15 protein-coding genes are annotated in these 17,985 nt (G+C 46.7%); 12 read left to right on the forward strand and 3 right to left on the reverse strand.

Annotated elements, in window-relative coordinates:
• Positions 1-376: 376 nt before the first annotated feature.
• From BFP72_RS18650 to BFP72_RS18660, 3 genes are all read left to right on the forward strand, one after another.
• Entirely contained in the window at positions 377-1,477 is a 1,101-nt protein-coding gene (locus BFP72_RS18650) for a sensor histidine kinase (protein WP_099600591.1), read from the forward strand.
• Positions 1,470-2,186: a LytTR family DNA-binding domain-containing protein gene (locus tag BFP72_RS18655; RefSeq protein WP_099600592.1), complete on the forward strand. Its 717-nt coding sequence runs from the start codon at positions 1,470-1,472 to the stop codon at positions 2,184-2,186. The genes BFP72_RS18650 and BFP72_RS18655 overlap by 8 nt, the downstream gene beginning before the upstream one ends.
• Before the next feature lie 81 nt (positions 2,187-2,267).
• Complete coding sequence (locus BFP72_RS18660) at positions 2,268-3,002, forward strand: DUF6503 family protein (protein WP_099600593.1); 735 nt, start codon at positions 2,268-2,270, stop codon at positions 3,000-3,002.
• Here BFP72_RS18660 and lipA read toward each other — a convergent pair.
• Positions 2,995-3,882, reverse strand: a complete 888-nt coding sequence (lipA, locus tag BFP72_RS18665) for a lipoyl synthase (RefSeq protein WP_099600594.1) — start codon at positions 3,880-3,882, stop codon at positions 2,995-2,997. The genes BFP72_RS18660 and lipA overlap by 8 nt on opposite strands.
• Before the next feature lie 70 nt (positions 3,883-3,952).
• Positions 3,953-4,654, reverse strand: coding sequence for a hypothetical protein (locus BFP72_RS18670; RefSeq protein WP_255397258.1), 702 nt, complete (start codon positions 4,652-4,654; stop codon positions 3,953-3,955).
• A 256-nt stretch (positions 4,655-4,910) separates the two neighbouring features.
• Between BFP72_RS18670 and cysS the strand changes: the two genes are divergently transcribed.
• Positions 4,911-6,401: a cysteine--tRNA ligase gene (gene cysS, locus BFP72_RS18675; RefSeq protein WP_099600595.1), complete on the forward strand. Its 1,491-nt coding sequence runs from the start codon at positions 4,911-4,913 to the stop codon at positions 6,399-6,401.
• A 128-nt stretch (positions 6,402-6,529) separates the two neighbouring features.
• On the opposite strand, the gene BFP72_RS18680 is transcribed toward cysS, so the two are convergent.
• Entirely contained in the window at positions 6,530-8,467 is a 1,938-nt protein-coding gene (locus BFP72_RS18680) for a cation:proton antiporter (RefSeq protein WP_099600596.1), read from the reverse strand.
• 105 nt (positions 8,468-8,572) lie between these two features.
• Between BFP72_RS18680 and BFP72_RS18685 the strand changes: the two genes are divergently transcribed.
• The 8 genes from BFP72_RS18685 (at position 8,573) to BFP72_RS18720 (ending at position 17,401) form a co-directional block, all read left to right on the forward strand.
• Positions 8,573-9,475: a TIGR01777 family oxidoreductase gene (locus tag BFP72_RS18685; protein ID WP_099600597.1), complete on the forward strand. Its 903-nt coding sequence runs from the start codon at positions 8,573-8,575 to the stop codon at positions 9,473-9,475.
• Between the two features lie 75 nt (positions 9,476-9,550).
• Complete coding sequence (locus BFP72_RS18690; RefSeq protein WP_099600598.1) at positions 9,551-10,285, forward strand: TIGR00730 family Rossman fold protein; 735 nt, start codon at positions 9,551-9,553, stop codon at positions 10,283-10,285.
• 3 nt (positions 10,286-10,288) lie between these two features.
• A complete protein-coding gene (locus tag BFP72_RS18695; RefSeq protein ID WP_099600599.1) occupies positions 10,289-11,218 on the forward strand; it encodes a lytic transglycosylase domain-containing protein in 930 nt (309 codons plus the stop codon).
• 2 nt (positions 11,219-11,220) lie between these two features.
• On the forward strand, positions 11,221-14,082 hold the full coding sequence (gene uvrA / locus BFP72_RS18700) for an excinuclease ABC subunit UvrA (RefSeq protein WP_099600600.1): 2,862 nt from the start codon (positions 11,221-11,223) through the stop codon (positions 14,080-14,082).
• A gap of 163 nt (positions 14,083-14,245) precedes the next feature.
• A complete protein-coding gene (locus BFP72_RS18705) occupies positions 14,246-14,995 on the forward strand; it encodes a rhomboid family intramembrane serine protease (protein WP_099600601.1) in 750 nt (249 codons plus the stop codon).
• Between the two features lie 35 nt (positions 14,996-15,030).
• Complete coding sequence (locus BFP72_RS18710; protein WP_143520133.1) at positions 15,031-15,549, forward strand: hypothetical protein; 519 nt, start codon at positions 15,031-15,033, stop codon at positions 15,547-15,549.
• Positions 15,550-15,641: 92 nt separating this feature from the next.
• Positions 15,642-16,676 carry a sensor histidine kinase gene (locus BFP72_RS18715; RefSeq protein WP_099600603.1) on the forward strand — a complete coding sequence of 345 codons (1,035 nt, stop codon included), beginning with the start codon at positions 15,642-15,644 and terminating at the stop codon, positions 16,674-16,676.
• Positions 16,677-16,678: 2 nt separating this feature from the next.
• Positions 16,679-17,401 (forward strand): LytTR family DNA-binding domain-containing protein, encoded by a 723-nt coding sequence (locus BFP72_RS18720; RefSeq protein ID WP_099600604.1) that lies wholly within the window; start codon positions 16,679-16,681, stop codon positions 17,399-17,401.
• The last annotated feature ends 584 nt before the right edge of the window (positions 17,402-17,985 follow it).

Consider the following 17,985-nt stretch of genomic DNA (forward strand, 5'->3'; position numbering starts at 1 on the left):
GAACTCACCCAATTAGATTTTAAGTAATCTCCTCCAAGAGACGTACTTAAACTGACTAACCAATTAGAGTTTTATCACGAAGCGTTTTGAGGCGCCATACAAGTGCCCCCGTATACTTGGTGTTTTGTACAGGACATCCTCAAAAACTGCTGCTGACTCTATCCATGCTCAATAGAAATGAATATCTTTTGTTTTAGAAAAGATATTCAACCAACCGCAGTGATATTTCAATCAGTGTGCGGACTCGTTCAATCAGTGTGCTGCGACGGGGTAGGTTGAAAAAAAAGAAGTGTATGTAGAGGGTGATGTTTTGTTGGTTGAAAAACGGACGAAAGTCGTATCTAAGGGGTTAAAATTGTAGTTGATAGAAGTAAACATGAAAATAGACCGCTCCATATTTCTGCACATTTTAGTGTGGGTTGCTTATGTCAACATCCTCGTGTTGACCATTTACTCCTTTGAAGAGTTGACTGTAGCGGTAGAGCGTGCGTCATTGATAGCGGCGGTTCATGCTTTTATTTTTTACTTGAATGCAGACTACTTGATGCCCAAGTTTCTGGAGCAGAAGCGTGTGGTATTGTATGTGATGCAGTTGGTGTTCGTTCTGGCACTGCTCATGTATGGAGTCCAGAGGACCAGCGTGATGGGGGATTTTGGCCCTCATCCGTCTTTTGACAAATTCAGTGAGAAGAGGTTTGACACCCCTATGGGCCGAGAGATGGATAGGAAACCGCCACCGTTGCAGCGTTTTGACCGAAAAAACAAACCTGTACTGCACCCGAGGGTGATTGGGTTGACGATATCCTCTTTTTTGGCGTTGTTTATCTCCGCGATTTATTTCAACGTGCGGAGCAAGAAAAAGAAAGATGAAGAGATGCTCAAGTTGCGCAATGAATCTTTAGAGGCTGAGTCCAAACTGCTCAAGTCGCAGATCAATCCGCATTTTTTGTTCAATACTCTCAACAACCTCTACTATCTCGCATCGGTCAAGTCGGATTTGGCTCCACAAGCGATCCAGCAGCTCTCGGAGATCCTCCGCTATACGATTTACGATTCTGATCATGCGATGGTGCCGCTGGACAAGGAGGTGGCCTATATCGAGCATTACATCAGATTACAGTGCCTCAAGGAAGAGGGCCATATCAATCAGGTAAGTTTCAAAGCAGAGGGGGTCGATGGGCAGTTGATGATAGCTCCGATGCTGCTGCTGCCATTTGTTGAAAACAGCTTCAAGCATGGCAACTTGGCAGAGTCCAAAGAGGCATTTATCGAGGTGAACCTAGCAACCCGGGGCAGCAAAATTACATTTCATTGTAAGAATAGCCTGTCGGATCGAGAAGGTGCCAAGGATAAGACCCCCGGTATCGGGATGAAGAATGTCGAGCGCCGTTTGCAGTTGGTCTATGGTGTGCACTATGACTTGTATGTCAATGACTCCAAGGGGATATTCGAAATCAAATTGGAACTCAATGTCTGATCAAAAGTATAAATGTCTCATCGTCGATGACGAGCAGCCTGCTCGTGCTTTGTTGGCGAGCTATGTCGAGAAAGTGCCGCACCTAGAGTTGGTCGGCACGTGCAAAAATTCCATGGAAGCCATGTCCAAAATGAATGAGACCGATGTGGATGTGTTGTTGTTGGACATACAGATGCCGGATTTGACAGGAGTGGATTTGCTCAAGAGCTTGAGCAAAAAGCCTGTGACGATTTTTACGACGGCCTATCAAGAGTATGCGCTGGTGGGGTACGAGTTGGATGTGGTGGATTACCTTTTGAAGCCCTTCCCACTGGATCGGTTTTTGTCAGCGATCAACAAGGCCATAGACCTCATCCGGTTGCGTCAAGCAGGGACAGTGTATACTCCAGCATCGATCACGGAGGAGTATATGGTCATCAAAGCAGACCATAAGCTGCACAAGGTAAAGATCGGTTCTATTCTATATATCGAGGGGTTGAGGGAGTACGTGACCTACCACCTCGAAGGCAAGCGGAAGATCATCGCACTCGAATCTCTCAAGTCCATCGAGAGCTTGTTGCAAAAGCAAGGATTCATTCGGGTACATAAGTCATTCATTGTCAACAAACATCATGTACAGCACCTCGAAGGCAATCGAGTGAAAGTAGGCGAAGAGATGATCCCAGTGGGAGCATCTTACCGAGAGTTGGCTCACAAATTGATGCTGTAATTTTCGCGCAGGTATGTGGAGAGGTCATCGGATAAACTTATTTTGCATTCGTTCGTTTGACCAGACAATCGTATGCCACACATGAAATCATTGACCGTTATTTTAGCCTTGCTCCTTTGTACATCTTGTATCGATCACCAATCTCCGCAGGAGATTTTGGATGCTGCGATCAAAGCACATGGAGCTTCTGGGTTTGACAAGTACCTGGTGGAGTTTGATTTTCGAAAAAAACATTTCACGATCGATCACCGCAAGGGGCTCAACGAGTATGCTCGAACGTATGTAGACGACTCCCTAGGTATGGTGACAGATCACGTGAGCAGGGACAGTGTGTTTAGGCGAGAGCTCAATGGGGAGATTGTCACGGTGACTCAAGAAGAGGAACGAGAGGTTGAGCATGAGATCGAATCAGTCGTGTCGTTTTTTCAACTCCCCTATGGGATCAATGCTCCAAGTCTAAGCAAAGAGTATGTGGGCAAGAACATTGTGAATGGGCAGATGTACTACAAAGTCAAGGTGCTATACGAAAAGAGAGGGGTGGATCATCACCATGACACTTTCGTGTTTTGGGTGCATGAGGACAAGCATACAGTGGATTTTTTGGGGTATTCTTATCAGGGAGAAAACGGGACAGGGACGCGCTTTAGGCAAGCTGTTCATCGACAAAAAATCCTCGGTATCCTTTTTCAAGATTATATCAACTACCAGACCTCAGACAGTACAGTGGCCGTCGAAAACCTAGATGAACTGTACGAAACAGGTCATCTGGAGAGGCTTTCGTTCATCGCCAAAGAAAACATTCGAGTGATCAGATAGGCACGTTGACGTGACGTTCGGCATGGTAGGATGATCGGACGAGTGGTCCAGATTCCACATATTTCAACCCACGTTTCAATCCTTCTTCTCTGTATTTGTCAAACTGATCGGGGTGTATAAACTCGGCCACTTCGATATGCATCTTGGTAGGCTGTAGGTATTGACCTAGAGTCAAGATATGTAGTCCGTGAGCGACCAAGTCATCCATGGCTTTGTATACTTCGTCTTCGGTTTCACCGAGTCCGAGCATGATGCCACTTTTGGTACGCTTGCCGTACTCGTTGGTCAATTTGATTTGATCCAAACTGCGTTGGTATTTCGCTTGTGGTCTCACTCTTCGGTAGAGTCTTTCGACAGTTTCCATGTTGTGAGAGACGACCTCTTGTCCTCCATCGATCATTCGGTAGAGAGCATCCCATTTGCCTTTGGTGTCAGGGATGAGAGTCTCGATGGTGGTGTTGGGGGAGAGTCTTTTGGTTTCTACGACGGTTTGGTACCAGATTTCGGCCCCACGGTCTTTGAGTTCGTCCCGGTTGACGGAGGTCAATACGGCATGTTTGACACCCATCGTATGGATGGCTTCTGCGACACGGAGGGGTTCTTTTTCGTCGTACTCTGGGGGTCGGCCAGTAGCGACTGCACAGAAGGTACAGCTACGGGTACAAACATTGCCAAGGATCATAAAGGTCGCAGTACCTTCTCCCCAGCACTCGCCCATGTTGGGACAATTACCGCTTTCGCAAATGGTGTGGAGTTTGTTTTCGTCTACAATCTTGCGCACATTGGCGTACGCTTGACCTACAGGCAATTTGACCCTCAACCAATCAGGTTTCTGTCTTTTTTTTGCCTTCTCTACTTCGACTACCGGTAATTCAATCATAATGGTTCCTTTGTGCAAAGAAACACACTAAACGTATATTTTCATAATACATGCTTGTCTGGATTGGACTTTACTTTCTTCTTCCGTAGAAAATCGTCAAGTAGGCTGAAAGGAACAACGCCTGGTCCTTTTCATTGGGCATGAGTTCTATTTTTTGGGTAAAGCCCTCCACCAATGCGCCGATTTCAAATCCAGTCACGTTGCTTTTGAAGGCGCCCATTTCAAACTTGAGCCCTGCGCGGGCATTGATCCCAAAGGTCAATGAAGACTCACTCAGTCCCTCAAAGAGATATCCTGTTCGAGCGACAGTGTTCCAGGTCGGGAATTTTTGGTAGCTAAAAGGGTAGCTGTTGCCGTCCGTGCTTTCGAGGTAGTAGGGGGCGATCACACCGAGGGTAGGTCCTATCGAATAGTTGAAGTTGATTTGCACCCCTTGATGAGGTGCTTTTTTGAACAGTAAGTGATCAAATCCATACTGGGCTCGGATGGCATAGAGATAGTGGGACTTGCCGTAGATGAATTGGCTTTGTCCGTTGGAGATGCGTGTTTCTCTGGGGTTTTTGACATTCATCGCTTCAAAACCGATGCTTCGAAATTTCTTTTCTCCTCGTGCACTGGACCAGCGCATGATGAACCCTCCGATGAGACCGCCGTTGGTGTTTTTGTTGATCCCCCAGATGAATTCTTTGCTGTACTCATAGTTGCCATCGGTCTGAGCACATACGCTCAGCGATAGAGAGGCAAATACCATTAGGACAACTAGTTTCTTCATGAAGGCTTGATGCATTTCGAAATCCAATTATAAATAGAAAGCAGTCGAATTGCTACATATAGAGGAGAGTTAATTCGAATTCAAGGCCAATTGAAAAATAGATGTTGGCTCAAGACATTTGATCATGTGGCAGAAGCAGTGATCCGCTCGCTTGTGGCAGAAAGCAGTGAATGTAAGAATTTGATGACCGATAACTTTTTTCATTGCTTTCGTATAAGCAATTTTGCACATTCAATTTTTTCGTAAAACCTTTTCAATGCTCAAGGACCTAAGAATCAACAATTCCCTTTCTGGAAAAAAAGAATTATTCGAACCGTTGCATGCCCCTTTTGTAGGGATGTATGTGTGTGGGCCGACCGTGTACAGCGATGTACACTTGGGCAATGTTCGTACCTTCGTCAGTTTTGATGTGATCTATCGCTATTTGATGCACTTGGGCTACAAGGTGCGCTATGTGCGCAACATCACCGATGTGGGGCACTTGGTCAATGACGCAGACTCAGGGGAGGACAAGATTGGAAAAAAGGCCAAACTGGAAAATATCGAGCCGATGGAGGTCGTACAGCGCTACACACAGGATTTTCATTTGGTCATGGAGCAGTTCAATGCACTCGCTCCGAGTATCGAGCCGAGCGCGACAGGTCATATCTTGGAGCAAATCGAGTTGATCCAGGTACTGCTAGAAAAAGGCCTCGCTTATGAGGTCAATGGCTCGGTCTACTTTGATGTCAATGCCTATCAAGTAGACCATGACTATGGCAAACTATCTGGTAGAAAGATCGAGGAGCTACTCTCCAATACTCGTGCCCTCGATGGGCAGGATGAGAAAAGGAATTCCGTAGATTTTGCGCTATGGAAGTCCGCCGAAGGAACGGATCACATCATGCGCTGGAATTCGCCATGGGGTGAAGGCTTCCCTGGGTGGCACCTAGAGTGTACCGTGATGGGGACCAAATACCTCGGAAAATCCTTTGATATTCATGGAGGAGGAATGGATTTGAAATTTCCACATCACGAGTGCGAAATGGCACAGTCCATCGGCGCACATGAGCAAGACCCTGTGAAATATTGGCTGCATACCAACATGCTGACAGTCAATGGACAGAAGATGAGCAAGTCCCTCAACAATTCCTTCCTTCCTCACGAGCTGTTTAGTGGTGACCATGAGCTCTTGGAGCGACCTTACAGCCCTATGACGGTGCGCTTCTTCATGTTGCAGTCGCACTATGCGAGTACATTGGACTTCTCCAATGATGCCTTGCTCGCGGCTCACAAGGGGTATCGAAAATTGATCAATGGGCTCAAGACTTTGAGAAAACTAAAGGGCACAGGTGTAGAGGCGGAACCAAACGAAAAGGCGATTCAGCAGATCAACCAGATTTGTGACAATTGCTATCGTGCGATGAATGATGACTTCAATACGGCACTGACGATTGGGCACTTGTTCAACCTGCTCAAGAAAATCAACAATCTACAGACACAAAACCTGACCATAGAGGAAATCGGCGAGGAAACCTACGAAAGGATGAAGATGACCTATGAGACGTTTGTCCTCGAAGTCCTCGGTCTCAAAGAGGAGTCCAATGTAGACATAGAGGGGTTGATGGATATTTTGATCCAAGAGTATGCGGTAGCCAAAGAGGAAAAGAACTACGACAAAGTGGATGCTTTACGTAGTAGTCTCAAAACCCAAGGCATCGTGCTCAAAGACATGAAAACAGGTATTGATTGGGCTTACGAGGAGTAAGCACATTCTTCTGAGTAGCAACATTACAAAGCCAAGGATTAAGTGCATTCCGTTTGATTCTTGGCTTTTCTGATTTCAAGAGATGAAGACTTTAGCTGATTCTTTTTCACTCTATTCCCTCACATGGGTTAGTAGTGATCAAATTTGAGCTGCATGGCATTCAGGCTTTCGGTAGACCCGACGAAGGTCACCACATCACCGACTCGCAACCGAGTAAAACCATGAGAGATGATCATCTGCCCTCCACGATGAATCGATAGGATCAGTACATCAGACGGCAATCTCAAGTCGCGTAGCGTAATCCCATGCAGGCTTGGATCGAGCAACTCCATGTCTCGGGTGTCCTGTCCTGGCTGCATCCCGAGCAAGAGAGAAGTAGCCTGAGGAGAGCGGACGAAATGATCCAATAGGCTGACAATGGCCGTAGAAGGGTCGACTACTCGTGCACCCAACGCGAGGAACTTGTCATAGTAAGAGCGCTCTCCTAAGCGGACAATCATATCTGGTGTGCCAAAATGTTTGTAGGCGAGTTCGCAGGCTTCCAGGTTACGTCGATCCGACATCAGGCAGACGATGGCTTCTGTTTTGTCGGCATGCATGAGTTTGAGTGTCTCCAGGTCGAGTTGATTGATGTAGCGCATGGTGATGCCATCAGGTTCTTCGATACTGCCTGGTTTTTTGCGTGTAGCGATTTGTACTTTCCACCCGTTGTTGATGAGTTGTAGGGCTAGAGACACACTTTGGGATTCGAATCCAAAAATGATGGCATCTCGCACTCCGTCAAATTTGAAGGAGCCTTTGTTTCGGTTTTCACCCGCTTTGGTGATGGCGTATTTGAAGAGCGGAGGTCCTACGATCTCATTGATCACGACGATGGCTATGACGAATGCGGCAAAATCTGGCCCAAACGAAGGAAAGGCTGAGGAGACGACTGCAGTCAAGCCTAGGGCGACTCCCGCCTGAGTGATGTAGGGCATCCAACCCACGTGGATTTGAGGCCAAGGGTCCTCTGACATGATCCCTCCGAAGTAGTTGCCGGCGATGATTGATAGGACGCGTACAAAGAAGAAGAGTAAGGCAACGAGCGAGGCGTCTAGCAGGGCATAGAGTGAGAGAGAAGCACCTGTGAGTGTGAAAAATGCCGCATAGATGAGAGGGAAAGTCTTGTCCAGTAGCGAGAGGAATTCGGGGCGGTTCTTGGTATAGTTGGCCACATAAAAACTCGCAATGATGCAAATGATCAGAGGCTCAATCGTGAAGCCATGTGCCAAAAATGGCTCTGACCATTCGGCAAGGTAGGCTTTGAGGATGTAGACCGAATAGCCGAGAGCCACCACGATGACTGATTTGGCATAGCGTCTGATCCGAATAGAAATGATGATATTGAGCAGCTTGCCGAGCAGCAGACCAATCCCCAAAGATGCTGCAATCTCGATGAGCAGTAGAATGATACTGAGATAGTTGAATCGATCTCCACCCGAGAGACTCACGGCAAATGACATACACACGGCGAACAGTATGATGACGAAGAAGTCAGTCAGGACAGTGACCCCTAGGACGGTTTGAGTCAAAGGGCCTTTGGCGCGCAATTCGTTGATGATTGCAATGGCGCTTGTGGGAGACCTAGCCACGAAGATCGCTCCGCACAGTAGAGAGATGCTTAGTTTGGTGTTGAAATCCACGTCTTTGACGAATGGAATGAGGTCGGACAAAAAGAAGACCGAAAGACCGCCAAATACAAAGGTGAATGCCAATTGGCTGAAGGTGTTCCATTTGATGCTGCGAATGCGGGAGCGGAGTTCGCGGAGATACAGTTCGGATCCAGCCGCGAAAGCAATGAAAGCTAAAGCGATTTCGTTGATGAAGTTGAGCTGATGTGCTGACTCTTTGGGGACCAAGTTCAATATGTAGGGACCAGCCAATACTCCAGTAGCTAAAAAGCCAGTGATGACCGGTAGGTTGATCTTCTGAAAGATCGGGGCAATGCGCGTAGCGGCGATACAAATCACTGCAAATCCTAAACTAAGGATGACTAGCTGCTGATATGACTCTAAAGAAAAATTCATTAACTAGATTTTGATTTGGACTAATTCCTAAAATAGTGAATAACTTTAATAATGTATCTCGTTAGAGATTTAATATTGTATTAAGTCGATAAAACAGATTTTCCTATGATAATACTCATTACGGGTGGCAATGGTTTGGTTGCATCTCATCTAACGGCTTTGCTGGTGTCTAAAGGGCATGAAGTCAGGCTGTTGAGTCGAAAAAAATTCAAGAGTCTAACGGCAGTAGTTTACGAGTGGGATATTCAAAATGGCTATCTCGAAGCGGGCGCTTTGGAGGGGGTTGAGGCAGTCATTCATTTGGCTGGTGCAGGAGTAGCTGACAGCAAGTGGACGGCCAAACGCAAGGAGGTGATTTACAACAGTCGTATCGATTCGACGCGTTTCCTTCATGATCAATTGGCGCAGTTGGCTAATAGGCCCAAGGTCTTTATTTCTGCTTCTGCGATTGGGTATTATGGCTATGAGTCCTTTGAGCACTGGTCCAAAGAGGGGGATGCTTCGGGTTCTGATTTTTTGGCGAAGGTCACAGTCGATTGGGAAAAAGAAGCCGATAAAATAGTGAAGCTCGGAGTACGAGTGGTCAAGCCACGAATCGGAATGGTCCTGGCAGAGCGTGGAGGAGCACTAGAAAAGATGGCACAGCCTGTTTGGTGGCTTGTCGGTGCGCCACTCGGTAGCGGTCAGCAGGTTTGCAATTGGATTCATATAGAGGATCTGTCGGCGATGATTGAGCACTTCATGCTGGATGATCAGACTCATGGGGCATACAATGCCGTCGGACCCAACCCCGTGACCAATGCCGAGCTGACTCAGCTTATTGCTCAAGCGATCCGTCGACCTCTTTGGTTGCCCAATGTTCCCGCTTTTGTATTGAAGCTCCTACTCGGGGAAATGGCCGAAATCGTATTGTCAGGACATCGCATAGACAATCAAAAGGTCATAGGGAGTGGATTCCAATTCAAATATGACCGAGCCCAAGCGGCGGTCATGGATATTCTAGGCTGAGCCACTACCTTGATCGCTTTAATGTGTAAATTTGCGCGCCATTACCGAAAGTAATAACCTAAAAAGTCTATTCATATGACAGAAGAACCCATAAGTGAAGACACGGAAAAAAAAATCCGTAGAGCCTTCAAAAAGAAAGATTGGAATGAAATAAAAAGTATTGACTCTTGGGTCATCTTCAAGGTGATGTCTGAGATGGTCGAGGGCTTTGAGAAACTTGCGCGTATCGGGCCCTGTGTCTCGGTGTTTGGATCTGCACGTACCTCACCTGAAAACAAGTACTACAAGATCGCCGAAGAAATCGGAGCGAAGCTCGTCCGGCATGGCTATGGTGTGATCACAGGTGGAGGCCCAGGGATCATGGAGGCTGGAAACAAAGGAGCCAAGAGTGAATCTGGCAAATCTGTAGGTCTCAATATTGACCTTCCTTTTGAGCAGAATGGCAACATATATATCGACCAGGATAAATTTATCAATTTCGACTACTTCTTTGTCCGCAAGGTCATGTTTGTACGCTACTCGCAGGGTTTCATCGTGATGCCTGGAGGTTTTGGGACATTGGACGAGCTTTTTGAGGCATTGACATTGATCCAGACTGAGAAGATCGGTAAGTTTCCGATCGTGCTAGTAGGGACGGAGTTTTGGTCTGGGTTGATCGATTGGATCAAATCTGTGATGTTGGAAAAGTTTGGCAACATCAGCGCAGAGGATTTGGATTTGTTTCACCTAGTAGATGATGCTACGCAAGCCGTAGATGTGATCGATGAGTTTTACAATAAGTACAACTTATCACCCAATTTTTTGTTTTAACCTATGCCCAAAGAAATCAGGTATTTGTTGCTGGGATTGGTGATAGGAGGAGGGCTTATATATCTATTGAAACCAGCTCGCGCTGTAGTCGAGACAGAAGCTGCTGTAGTAGCACCGACTGAAGTGGAGGCTTCATTCAACAACGGCAATGGAACCATCACAGGCTATGATTTGCCAGAGGCCATCACGTTTGCAGGAGAGGTTGTACCAATGGATCGTGAGGATGTGGCCGAGCGGTTGGATCGAGAGGTACAGGTCAATGCCTTCTGGCACTCCAATGCTATCATCCTGATGAAGCGTGCAGAAAAGTGGTTGCCTGTGTTGGATTCTATCCTCGCGGTACACGAGGTGCCCACCGACTTCAAATACCTTGCGGTGGCAGAGAGTGGGTTGAAAAATGTCGTCTCTCCGTCCAATGCAGTGGGGTTTTGGCAGTTTCTATCGGGGACGGCTAAGGACTTTGGGTTGATTGTCAGTAGCGAAGTAGACGAACGCTATGACCCGGTCAAATCAACTGTTGCGGCGACTAAATATCTGAAAAAATCATACGAGCGATTCGGAGATTGGACGATTGTGGCTGCATCATACAACATGGGTATGCGGGCTACTTCTCAGGTTTTGAGCAAGCAGAAAGCGGAAAGCTACTACGACATGATTGTGAGTGAGGAGCCAGCGCGTTATGTGTTTCGCATCATTGCGCTCAAGAATTTATTGGAAAATCCAGAGGTGTTTCGCTTCAACGTAAAGGATGGATATCGTCTCCCTAAGTCGAAAGATACGGTACTGACTACATCCGTGGCAGATTGGAATGATTTTGCCCAAGGGCAAGACATGACCTACTACCAACTTAAAAAGTTGAACCCTTGGATTCGAGATTACAAACTGACCATCAAACAAGGACAAGAATTTACCGTCAAGGTACTAAGCGAGTAAACATGCAGGTAAACGAAAGCACAAAGAAAGAAGGCATAGAGGCGATAGAGCATACGGAGTATCTGGAGGTCTATGGTGCGCGAGAGCACAACCTCAAAAACATAGACGTACGGTTCAAAAGGGATCAACTGGTGGTGATCACAGGAATCAGCGGAAGTGGGAAGTCGTCTTTGGCTTTCGACACGATCTACGCTGAGGGACAGCGGCGGTACATGGAGAGCTTTTCGGCCTATGCGAGGAGTTTTCTTGGGGATATGGAGCGTCCTGATGTAGACAAAATCAACGGGCTATCCCCAGTGATATCTATAGAGCAAAAGACCACTTCTAAGAATCCACGATCTACCGTGGGTACGGTGACAGAGGTCTATGATTTCATGCGATTGCTCTACGCTCGAGCGGGGATTGCCTATTCTTACCTTACGGGGGAGAAGATGGAGAAGCAAACCGAAGAGCAAATTCTCCATCATGTACTGTCGAACTTTGACGGGCAAAAAATCATGCTTTTGGCACCAGTTGTCAAAGGGCGTAAAGGGCACTACCGAGAACTGTTTGTGCAGATTGCCAAGATGGGGTTTGCCAAAGTACGGATAGACGGGGAAATCATCGACCTGACTCCCAAGATGCAGGTTGATCGCTACAAGACCCACGATATCGAGATCGTCATAGATCGTCTCATGGTCCGTGACAAGGATCGTCCACGCATCCAGGCCTCCATCAAGTCAGCCATCCATCACGGCAAGGGGATCATGATGGTCCTCGACGAACAGATGCAAGATCACCATTTTTCTAAACATCTGATGGATGCCAAATCAGGGTTGGCCTATGATGACCCTGCTCCGAATATGTTTTCGTTCAATTCGCCGTATGGAGCCTGTCCAGAATGCAACGGCTTGGGGCACATCGACAAGATCGAAGAGGTCAACATCATCCCCGATCCCACGTTGAGCATCAGTCGAGGAGGGTTGGCTCCTTTGGGGGATTTTCGCGACATCTGGATTTTCAAGAAAATAGAAGCCATTCTCAAAGAGTACAAATACAAGCTCACCACCCCGATCAAGGACATGAAGCGAGAGGCGATCGAGGTGTTGCTGTATGGCGCGGACGAACCTGTAGCCGTGAGTTCCAAAAAATACCCAGGGACAGACTGGAATACCAAGTTTGAAGGGATCATACATTTTCTCGAAAAGCAAAAGGAGAGTGGTACGGACAAAATCCAGAAATGGATCAAGGATTTCACCTCTACGAGTGAATGTCCGTCGTGCAAGGGGGCACGGCTCAAGAAGGAATCGCTGCATTTTAAAATTGACGAAAGGAACATCTCGGAGCTCGCTTCCATGAATATCGAAAGCCTCCAAGAATGGTTTGTAGGGATAGAGGATCGCTTGACGGATCGTCAAAATATCATCGCTGCAGAGATACTCAAGGAGATTCGCAAGCGTTTGGGCTTTTTGCTTGATGTAGGGCTCAGTTACCTAGAACTGAATCGACCGCTGCGAACCTTGTCTGGAGGAGAAGCTCAACGTATTCGTTTGGCGACTCAAATTGGGACGCAGCTCGTAGGGGTATTGTACATCCTCGACGAACCGAGTATCGGACTGCATCAGCGGGACAATGTCAAACTCATCAAGGCACTACAAGACTTGCGAGATCTGGGCAACACCGTGATCGTCGTGGAGCATGACAAAGACATGATGCTAGATGCCGATTACATCATCGATATCGGACCAGGTGCAGGGAGGCATGGTGGGCAGATCGTGGCACAAGGTACACCGGAGGAGTTTGTCAAAAACAATACGATGACTGCAGGCTACCTCAATGGCCAGTTGAAGATCGAAGTGCCTGCACAGCGACGAGAAGGTAACGGACAAGCCATTCGCCTGACAGGTGCGACCGGTCACAACCTCAAAAACGTAACCGTTGAATTGCCTCTAGGCAAAATGATCGCCGTGACAGGGGTGTCGGGGAGCGGTAAATCGTCGTTGATTCATGAGACTTTCGTACCGATTCTCAATCACAAGTTTTATCGATCCAAGAAAGAACCGCTACCCTATGAATCCATCGAAGGAATCGAGCACATTGACAAAATCATCGAGGTAGATCAGTCGCCTATCGGGCGGACACCTCGTTCTAATCCAGCGACCTATACGGGCGTTTTTTCGGACATCCGCAGCTTGTATACACAGTTGCCTGAAGCGAAGATACGTGGGTACAAGCCGGGTCGGTTTTCGTTCAATGTCAAAGGAGGACGATGCGAAACTTGCGAAGGAGCTGGGATGAAAGTGGTAGAGATGGATTTTCTGCCAGATGTACATGTTCCCTGTGAGACCTGCAAAGGCAAGCGCTACAATCGGGAGACTTTGGAAGTGCGATTCAAAGGCAAGTCGATCGCCGATGTGCTGGATATGACCGTAGAGCAGGCAGTGGATTTTTTCGAGTTTCAACCCAAAGTCGTGCGAAAAATCAAGACACTCAAGGATGTAGGTCTCGGCTATTTGACGTTGGGGCAGCATGCCACCACGCTCTCGGGAGGAGAGGCCCAGCGTGTGAAACTTGCGACCGAATTGTCCAAAAAGGATACTGGGAAGACTTTTTATGTGTTGGATGAACCGACGACAGGGCTTCATTTTCAGGACATCAAACTGCTACTCGACGTTTTGAATATCCTAGTAGACAAAGGGAATACGGTGATGATCATCGAGCACAACCTCGATGTGATCAAAGTATCCGATCATCTGATTGACTTGGGCCCAGAAGGAGGAGTCGGTGGAGGACAGATTGTAGCAAGCGGTACACCTGAGGAAGTTGTCGCGTTAAATAATTGTTATACCTCTAAGTTTTTGAAGATCGAGCTATCTGATTCTTAACAAATTGACTTGTTTTGCAGCGCATCAGTCAATCAAAGCTTGTGGATTCTCGGAAGGCGTTGGTTGACGGTAGTCTGAAAATAATTAGATGAATTGGCATGTGACCGTTTCGTCGTTTTATCAATCAACCCTGAAGTCAGCGCTTTGGGACAAATAACGTGTAGTGGAAGTACAAGAAAAGAGGGAAGAAAAATACAACAAGCATTGGGTGCCCTATCAGTGGCCGTGGACGGATAAGTACGGCAACAAGATGACTTCTATGAAGGAGTGGTTGTGGTCTCGCAAATTCAGCATTGTTTATTTGATCATAGTCTGGATACTACTTGGAGTCTTTGGTTTCGCGGCACGGAGACATTGTGATGGGCCATGGGAGATACAGTTCATGTGTGAGATGACGATGTGGATGGGGCATTTCACAGAGCGGTTTGGACATTTTATGATGACCTGTTTTACCACAGCATGGTTTCACAACGATATTCAGCACATCTTGTTTGTGATGATTTTTGGTTTTTTCTTTCCCGTACAGTCTTATGAGGCACAGCATGGGACTTGGAATACCATCAAAATTTATTTTGCCTCCTACCTTTTTATTGGGTTGTATACGGGGTCACTTTTCAACATACTTTTGTATTATTTCCCAGAGGCAGAGTTTGTGACGAGTGGATTTTCGAGAACCTGGATGGGAGGATCGGTTGGTATCTTCGCAATCATCGGGGGGCTCTCCTATCATAGCAGTAAAAAGTGGTTTTTGTGGTCTCTGGTTTTTGTTTTTGAGATCTTCAACATGTCCGTATTGGGCAACAATGCACATATCTCTTTTATTCACATTTCTTGTGCGACATTTGGTTGGGTGTACAGTTGGGTTGGGGATATCTATGGTCTCAAGTCCAAGCCGGATGCGCTCGGCCTTTAGTTTTTGGCTGTAGTCAAAAATGCTTTATCTTCATCTTGTCAAGGCAAATACACACGATGACCAGTATCCGTATACGTCCGAGGTTTCATGTCAAGAGTGATTTGAGTATCGCCGAGATTCGTACGCGTTTTGAGGAAGCCAAGCAAGCAGTCACTAGCCCTTGTCAAGTCGTATTTGCTCATCATACCATCAGCGTGATGATGCCTGCAGCGGAGCAGCATTTTTGGTCTCCACACTTGGGGCTGACTTTCGAAGAGGAATACGGTCAGACTACAATTCGTGGGCACTACGGTCCCAAACCTTCCGTCTGGACGATCTTTGCTTTTGCCTATTCGGCAATAGGTATGTTGTTCCTTTTTGCATTGATTTATGGTTGTGTACAACTGATGCTTGATGTCAACCCATGGGCGCTGTGGAGTGTATTGGGTTTGGGCATTTCAGGGAGCGTATTGTATTTTGCCTCTCAAGCTGGGCAAAAAATGAGTGTGGAAGACACCTTTCGGATACATTTGTTTACAGAAGGAGTCTTAGGACAAAAAATTCATATTCATTGAAAGGAAGAGCGAGGAGAGGTATGGTGTGACCGTTGGTCAAAAAGTAAAAACAATCTCTACAGCATTTCTCCGAATTGACTTACCTTGGCGGCATGACTAAGCGGACGATATATTGGTTGTGCCAAATTCTGGGTTGGTCGTTTTATGGTTTATTCAATTACGCCATATACTTCATTCAGCGTGGGCGCTTTACGCTGGCTGAGTTTCTGATAGAATTTTGGCAAATCTTCTTCTACATCTTGTCGTCGCACCTTCTTCGTACGGTGATCAAGCGTCGAGGCTGGATGCAGTATTCGATTGTCAAGCTGGTCCCTATTGTCTTGCTGAGCAACTTGCTCCTAGGGCTTGTCAATCATTTGTTGCTTTTGTTTGTCTCCTACCTGATGGGTACAGTGGTATGGTCGGTCGAGATGCGTACAGTCAATGTCCTTTTTGGTGTGCTGGGTCCAGCGGCTATGTATTTTTTGTGGGCCTTGATTTACTTTACCTATCAATATTTCGAACAGTACAACAAGTCTTTGCAATATGAAGCGGTGATTAGAGAGGCAGAGTTGCAGCACTTGCGTTCTCAGCTCAACCCACATTTTATATTCAATGCGCTCAATAGCATCAAGGCCTTGGTAGACGAAGATCCAATCAAGTCCAAAATGGCGATCACCCAATTGTCGAGCATTTTTCGAAACACACTCACTGCTGAGAAGCTCAAGCTGGTCACACTGGAAGACGAGATGGAAACCGTACGGGCCTATCTCGGATTAGAGAGCATCCGTTTTGAGGAGCGGTTGGAGATTGTCCTCGAGATGGCTGATGAAACGCTCGCGAATAAAATCCCCCCGATGCTTGTGCAGACCTTGGTGGAAAATGGGGTCAAACATGGGGTGTCCAAGCTGAAAAATGGAGGAAAGATAGGATTGAAATCCTACTATGAGGGAGAGCGATTAATTTTGCAAATTCGCAACGACGGTGTCTACCGTATCGATGAATCCCCCGCAGAGGGCCATGGGCGCGGTTTGCAAAACTCGAGAGAAAGACTGAAATTGATCTATGGAGACCGGGCACAGTTTCGGATTGAGAATGAAGACAAACAGGTTGTATTGACAGAAATTATAATACCAAAAGAATATTGACCATGAAAGCAGTCGTGATAGATGATGAGAGATTGGCGAGGAAGGAACTGAACTCTCTCTTGCAAGCACACAGTGAGATAGAGATCGTAGGAGAAGCGGCCAATGTGGACGAAGCACTTGAAGTGATCGACCGGGAAAACCCTGAGTTGATCTTCTTGGATATTCAGATGCCTGAAAAGACTGGGTTTGATCTGTTGGCTGAGCTAGATCGGGCACCGTTGGTTGTTTTTACGACGGCATATGATCAGTACGCCATCAAGGCATTTGAAGTCAACGCTTTTGACTACCTGCTCAAACCCATCGATCCCGAACGACTCGCACGTGTGGTGCAAAAGCTCCTCGATCAAAAACACAAAGAAGCTCGAGCATTGGCTCCAACAGGAGGGCAACTGTCCTATGCTGATCAGGTGTTCGTCAAGGACGGAGAGAAGTGCTGGTTTGTCAAATTGGAGACAATCCGCTACTTCGAGTCGGATGGCAACTACATCAAAGTGTATTTCGATACTGTGCGTCCCATGATTCACAAATCTCTCAATGCTCTCGATGAGAAATTGGACGACAAGGCTTTCTTTCGGGCCAGCCGCAAACACATCATCAACCTTAGTTGGGTAGAGAAGATCGAACCCTGGTTCAACGGAGGGCTCATGGTCGAGCTTCGTGGCGGAGACAAAGTAGAAGTGAGCCGCCGACAAGCCTCGAAGTTTAAAGAGAGGATGAGTTTGTAGACGGAGTCCTTTCGTATTCAGTAGATTACCTTTTTGTTATTTCGAAATAAAAGGAGTTCCAGGTATGTGATATTTATTTTGGAATGTATTTATTTGCCGTTCTATTTACGACTCTCCTACCAAGGGGAGCAAGATATGAGTGTCCACCTGTACATGTGATGCTTGTATAACCAACCTCTCAATGGCTATGAAGATCCTATTAAAGGATGTATTTGTAATTGTATGTACGTTTTGCCTCGTACTAGGCGTTGACTTTCAGTCAAGAATACTTTTGGCGTGTTCCCGAGTCATAGGGCCAAGTGCTGAGGTATTCAGTCAAATTTCATCAAGTCCATCATTGTTTTGCGCGTTGGGTCAAATCCGCAATTACGGTATGACCGTGGTACTATCCACAGTCATAGAAAGACACACCGATTATCTGCATGCCTTCTCTATGCTTGTATTCGGGGGTATGGCGAGAGGTTTGTCTCAAAGAAAACGCCAAGTAGTCTCTTGGTCGTACGTATCTCATCGAACCCCAGGAATAGTCATGGGGAGATCGTTTGTCACGACCCATCCTTTTTATTCAAGAATATCAATTTTAT

The sequence above is a fragment of the Reichenbachiella sp. 5M10 genome (assembly GCF_002742335.1).
In the GTDB taxonomy this organism is placed as follows: Bacteria; Bacteroidota; Bacteroidia; order Cytophagales; family Cyclobacteriaceae; genus Reichenbachiella.

Excerpts from the sequence above, each read along its gene's own strand:
- BFP72_RS18660 (WP_099600593.1), top strand. The coding sequence starts at position 2,268 with ATGAAATCATTGACCGTTATTTTAGCCTTGCTCCTTTGTACATCTTGT.
- cysS (WP_099600595.1), top strand. The coding sequence starts at position 4,911 with ATGCTCAAGGACCTAAGAATCAACAATTCCCTTTCTGGAAAAAAAGAA.
- BFP72_RS18655 (WP_099600592.1), top strand. The coding sequence starts at position 1,470 with ATGTCTGATCAAAAGTATAAATGTCTCATCGTCGATGACGAGCAGCCT.
- BFP72_RS18720 (WP_099600604.1), top strand. The coding sequence starts at position 16,679 with ATGAAAGCAGTCGTGATAGATGATGAGAGATTGGCGAGGAAGGAACTG.
- BFP72_RS18685 (WP_099600597.1), top strand. The coding sequence starts at position 8,573 with ATGATAATACTCATTACGGGTGGCAATGGTTTGGTTGCATCTCATCTA.
- BFP72_RS18695 (WP_099600599.1), top strand. The coding sequence starts at position 10,289 with ATGCCCAAAGAAATCAGGTATTTGTTGCTGGGATTGGTGATAGGAGGA.
- BFP72_RS18690 (WP_099600598.1), top strand. The coding sequence starts at position 9,551 with ATGACAGAAGAACCCATAAGTGAAGACACGGAAAAAAAAATCCGTAGA.
- BFP72_RS18670 (WP_255397258.1), bottom strand. The coding sequence starts at position 4,654 with ATGAAGAAACTAGTTGTCCTAATGGTATTTGCCTCTCTATCGCTGAGC.
- BFP72_RS18650 (WP_099600591.1), top strand. The coding sequence starts at position 377 with ATGAAAATAGACCGCTCCATATTTCTGCACATTTTAGTGTGGGTTGCT.
- lipA (WP_099600594.1), bottom strand. The coding sequence starts at position 3,882 with ATGATTGAATTACCGGTAGTCGAAGTAGAGAAGGCAAAAAAAAGACAG.
- uvrA (WP_099600600.1), top strand. The coding sequence starts at position 11,221 with ATGCAGGTAAACGAAAGCACAAAGAAAGAAGGCATAGAGGCGATAGAG.
- BFP72_RS18680 (WP_099600596.1), bottom strand. The coding sequence starts at position 8,467 with ATGAATTTTTCTTTAGAGTCATATCAGCAGCTAGTCATCCTTAGTTTA.
- BFP72_RS18715 (WP_099600603.1), top strand. The coding sequence starts at position 15,642 with ATGACTAAGCGGACGATATATTGGTTGTGCCAAATTCTGGGTTGGTCG.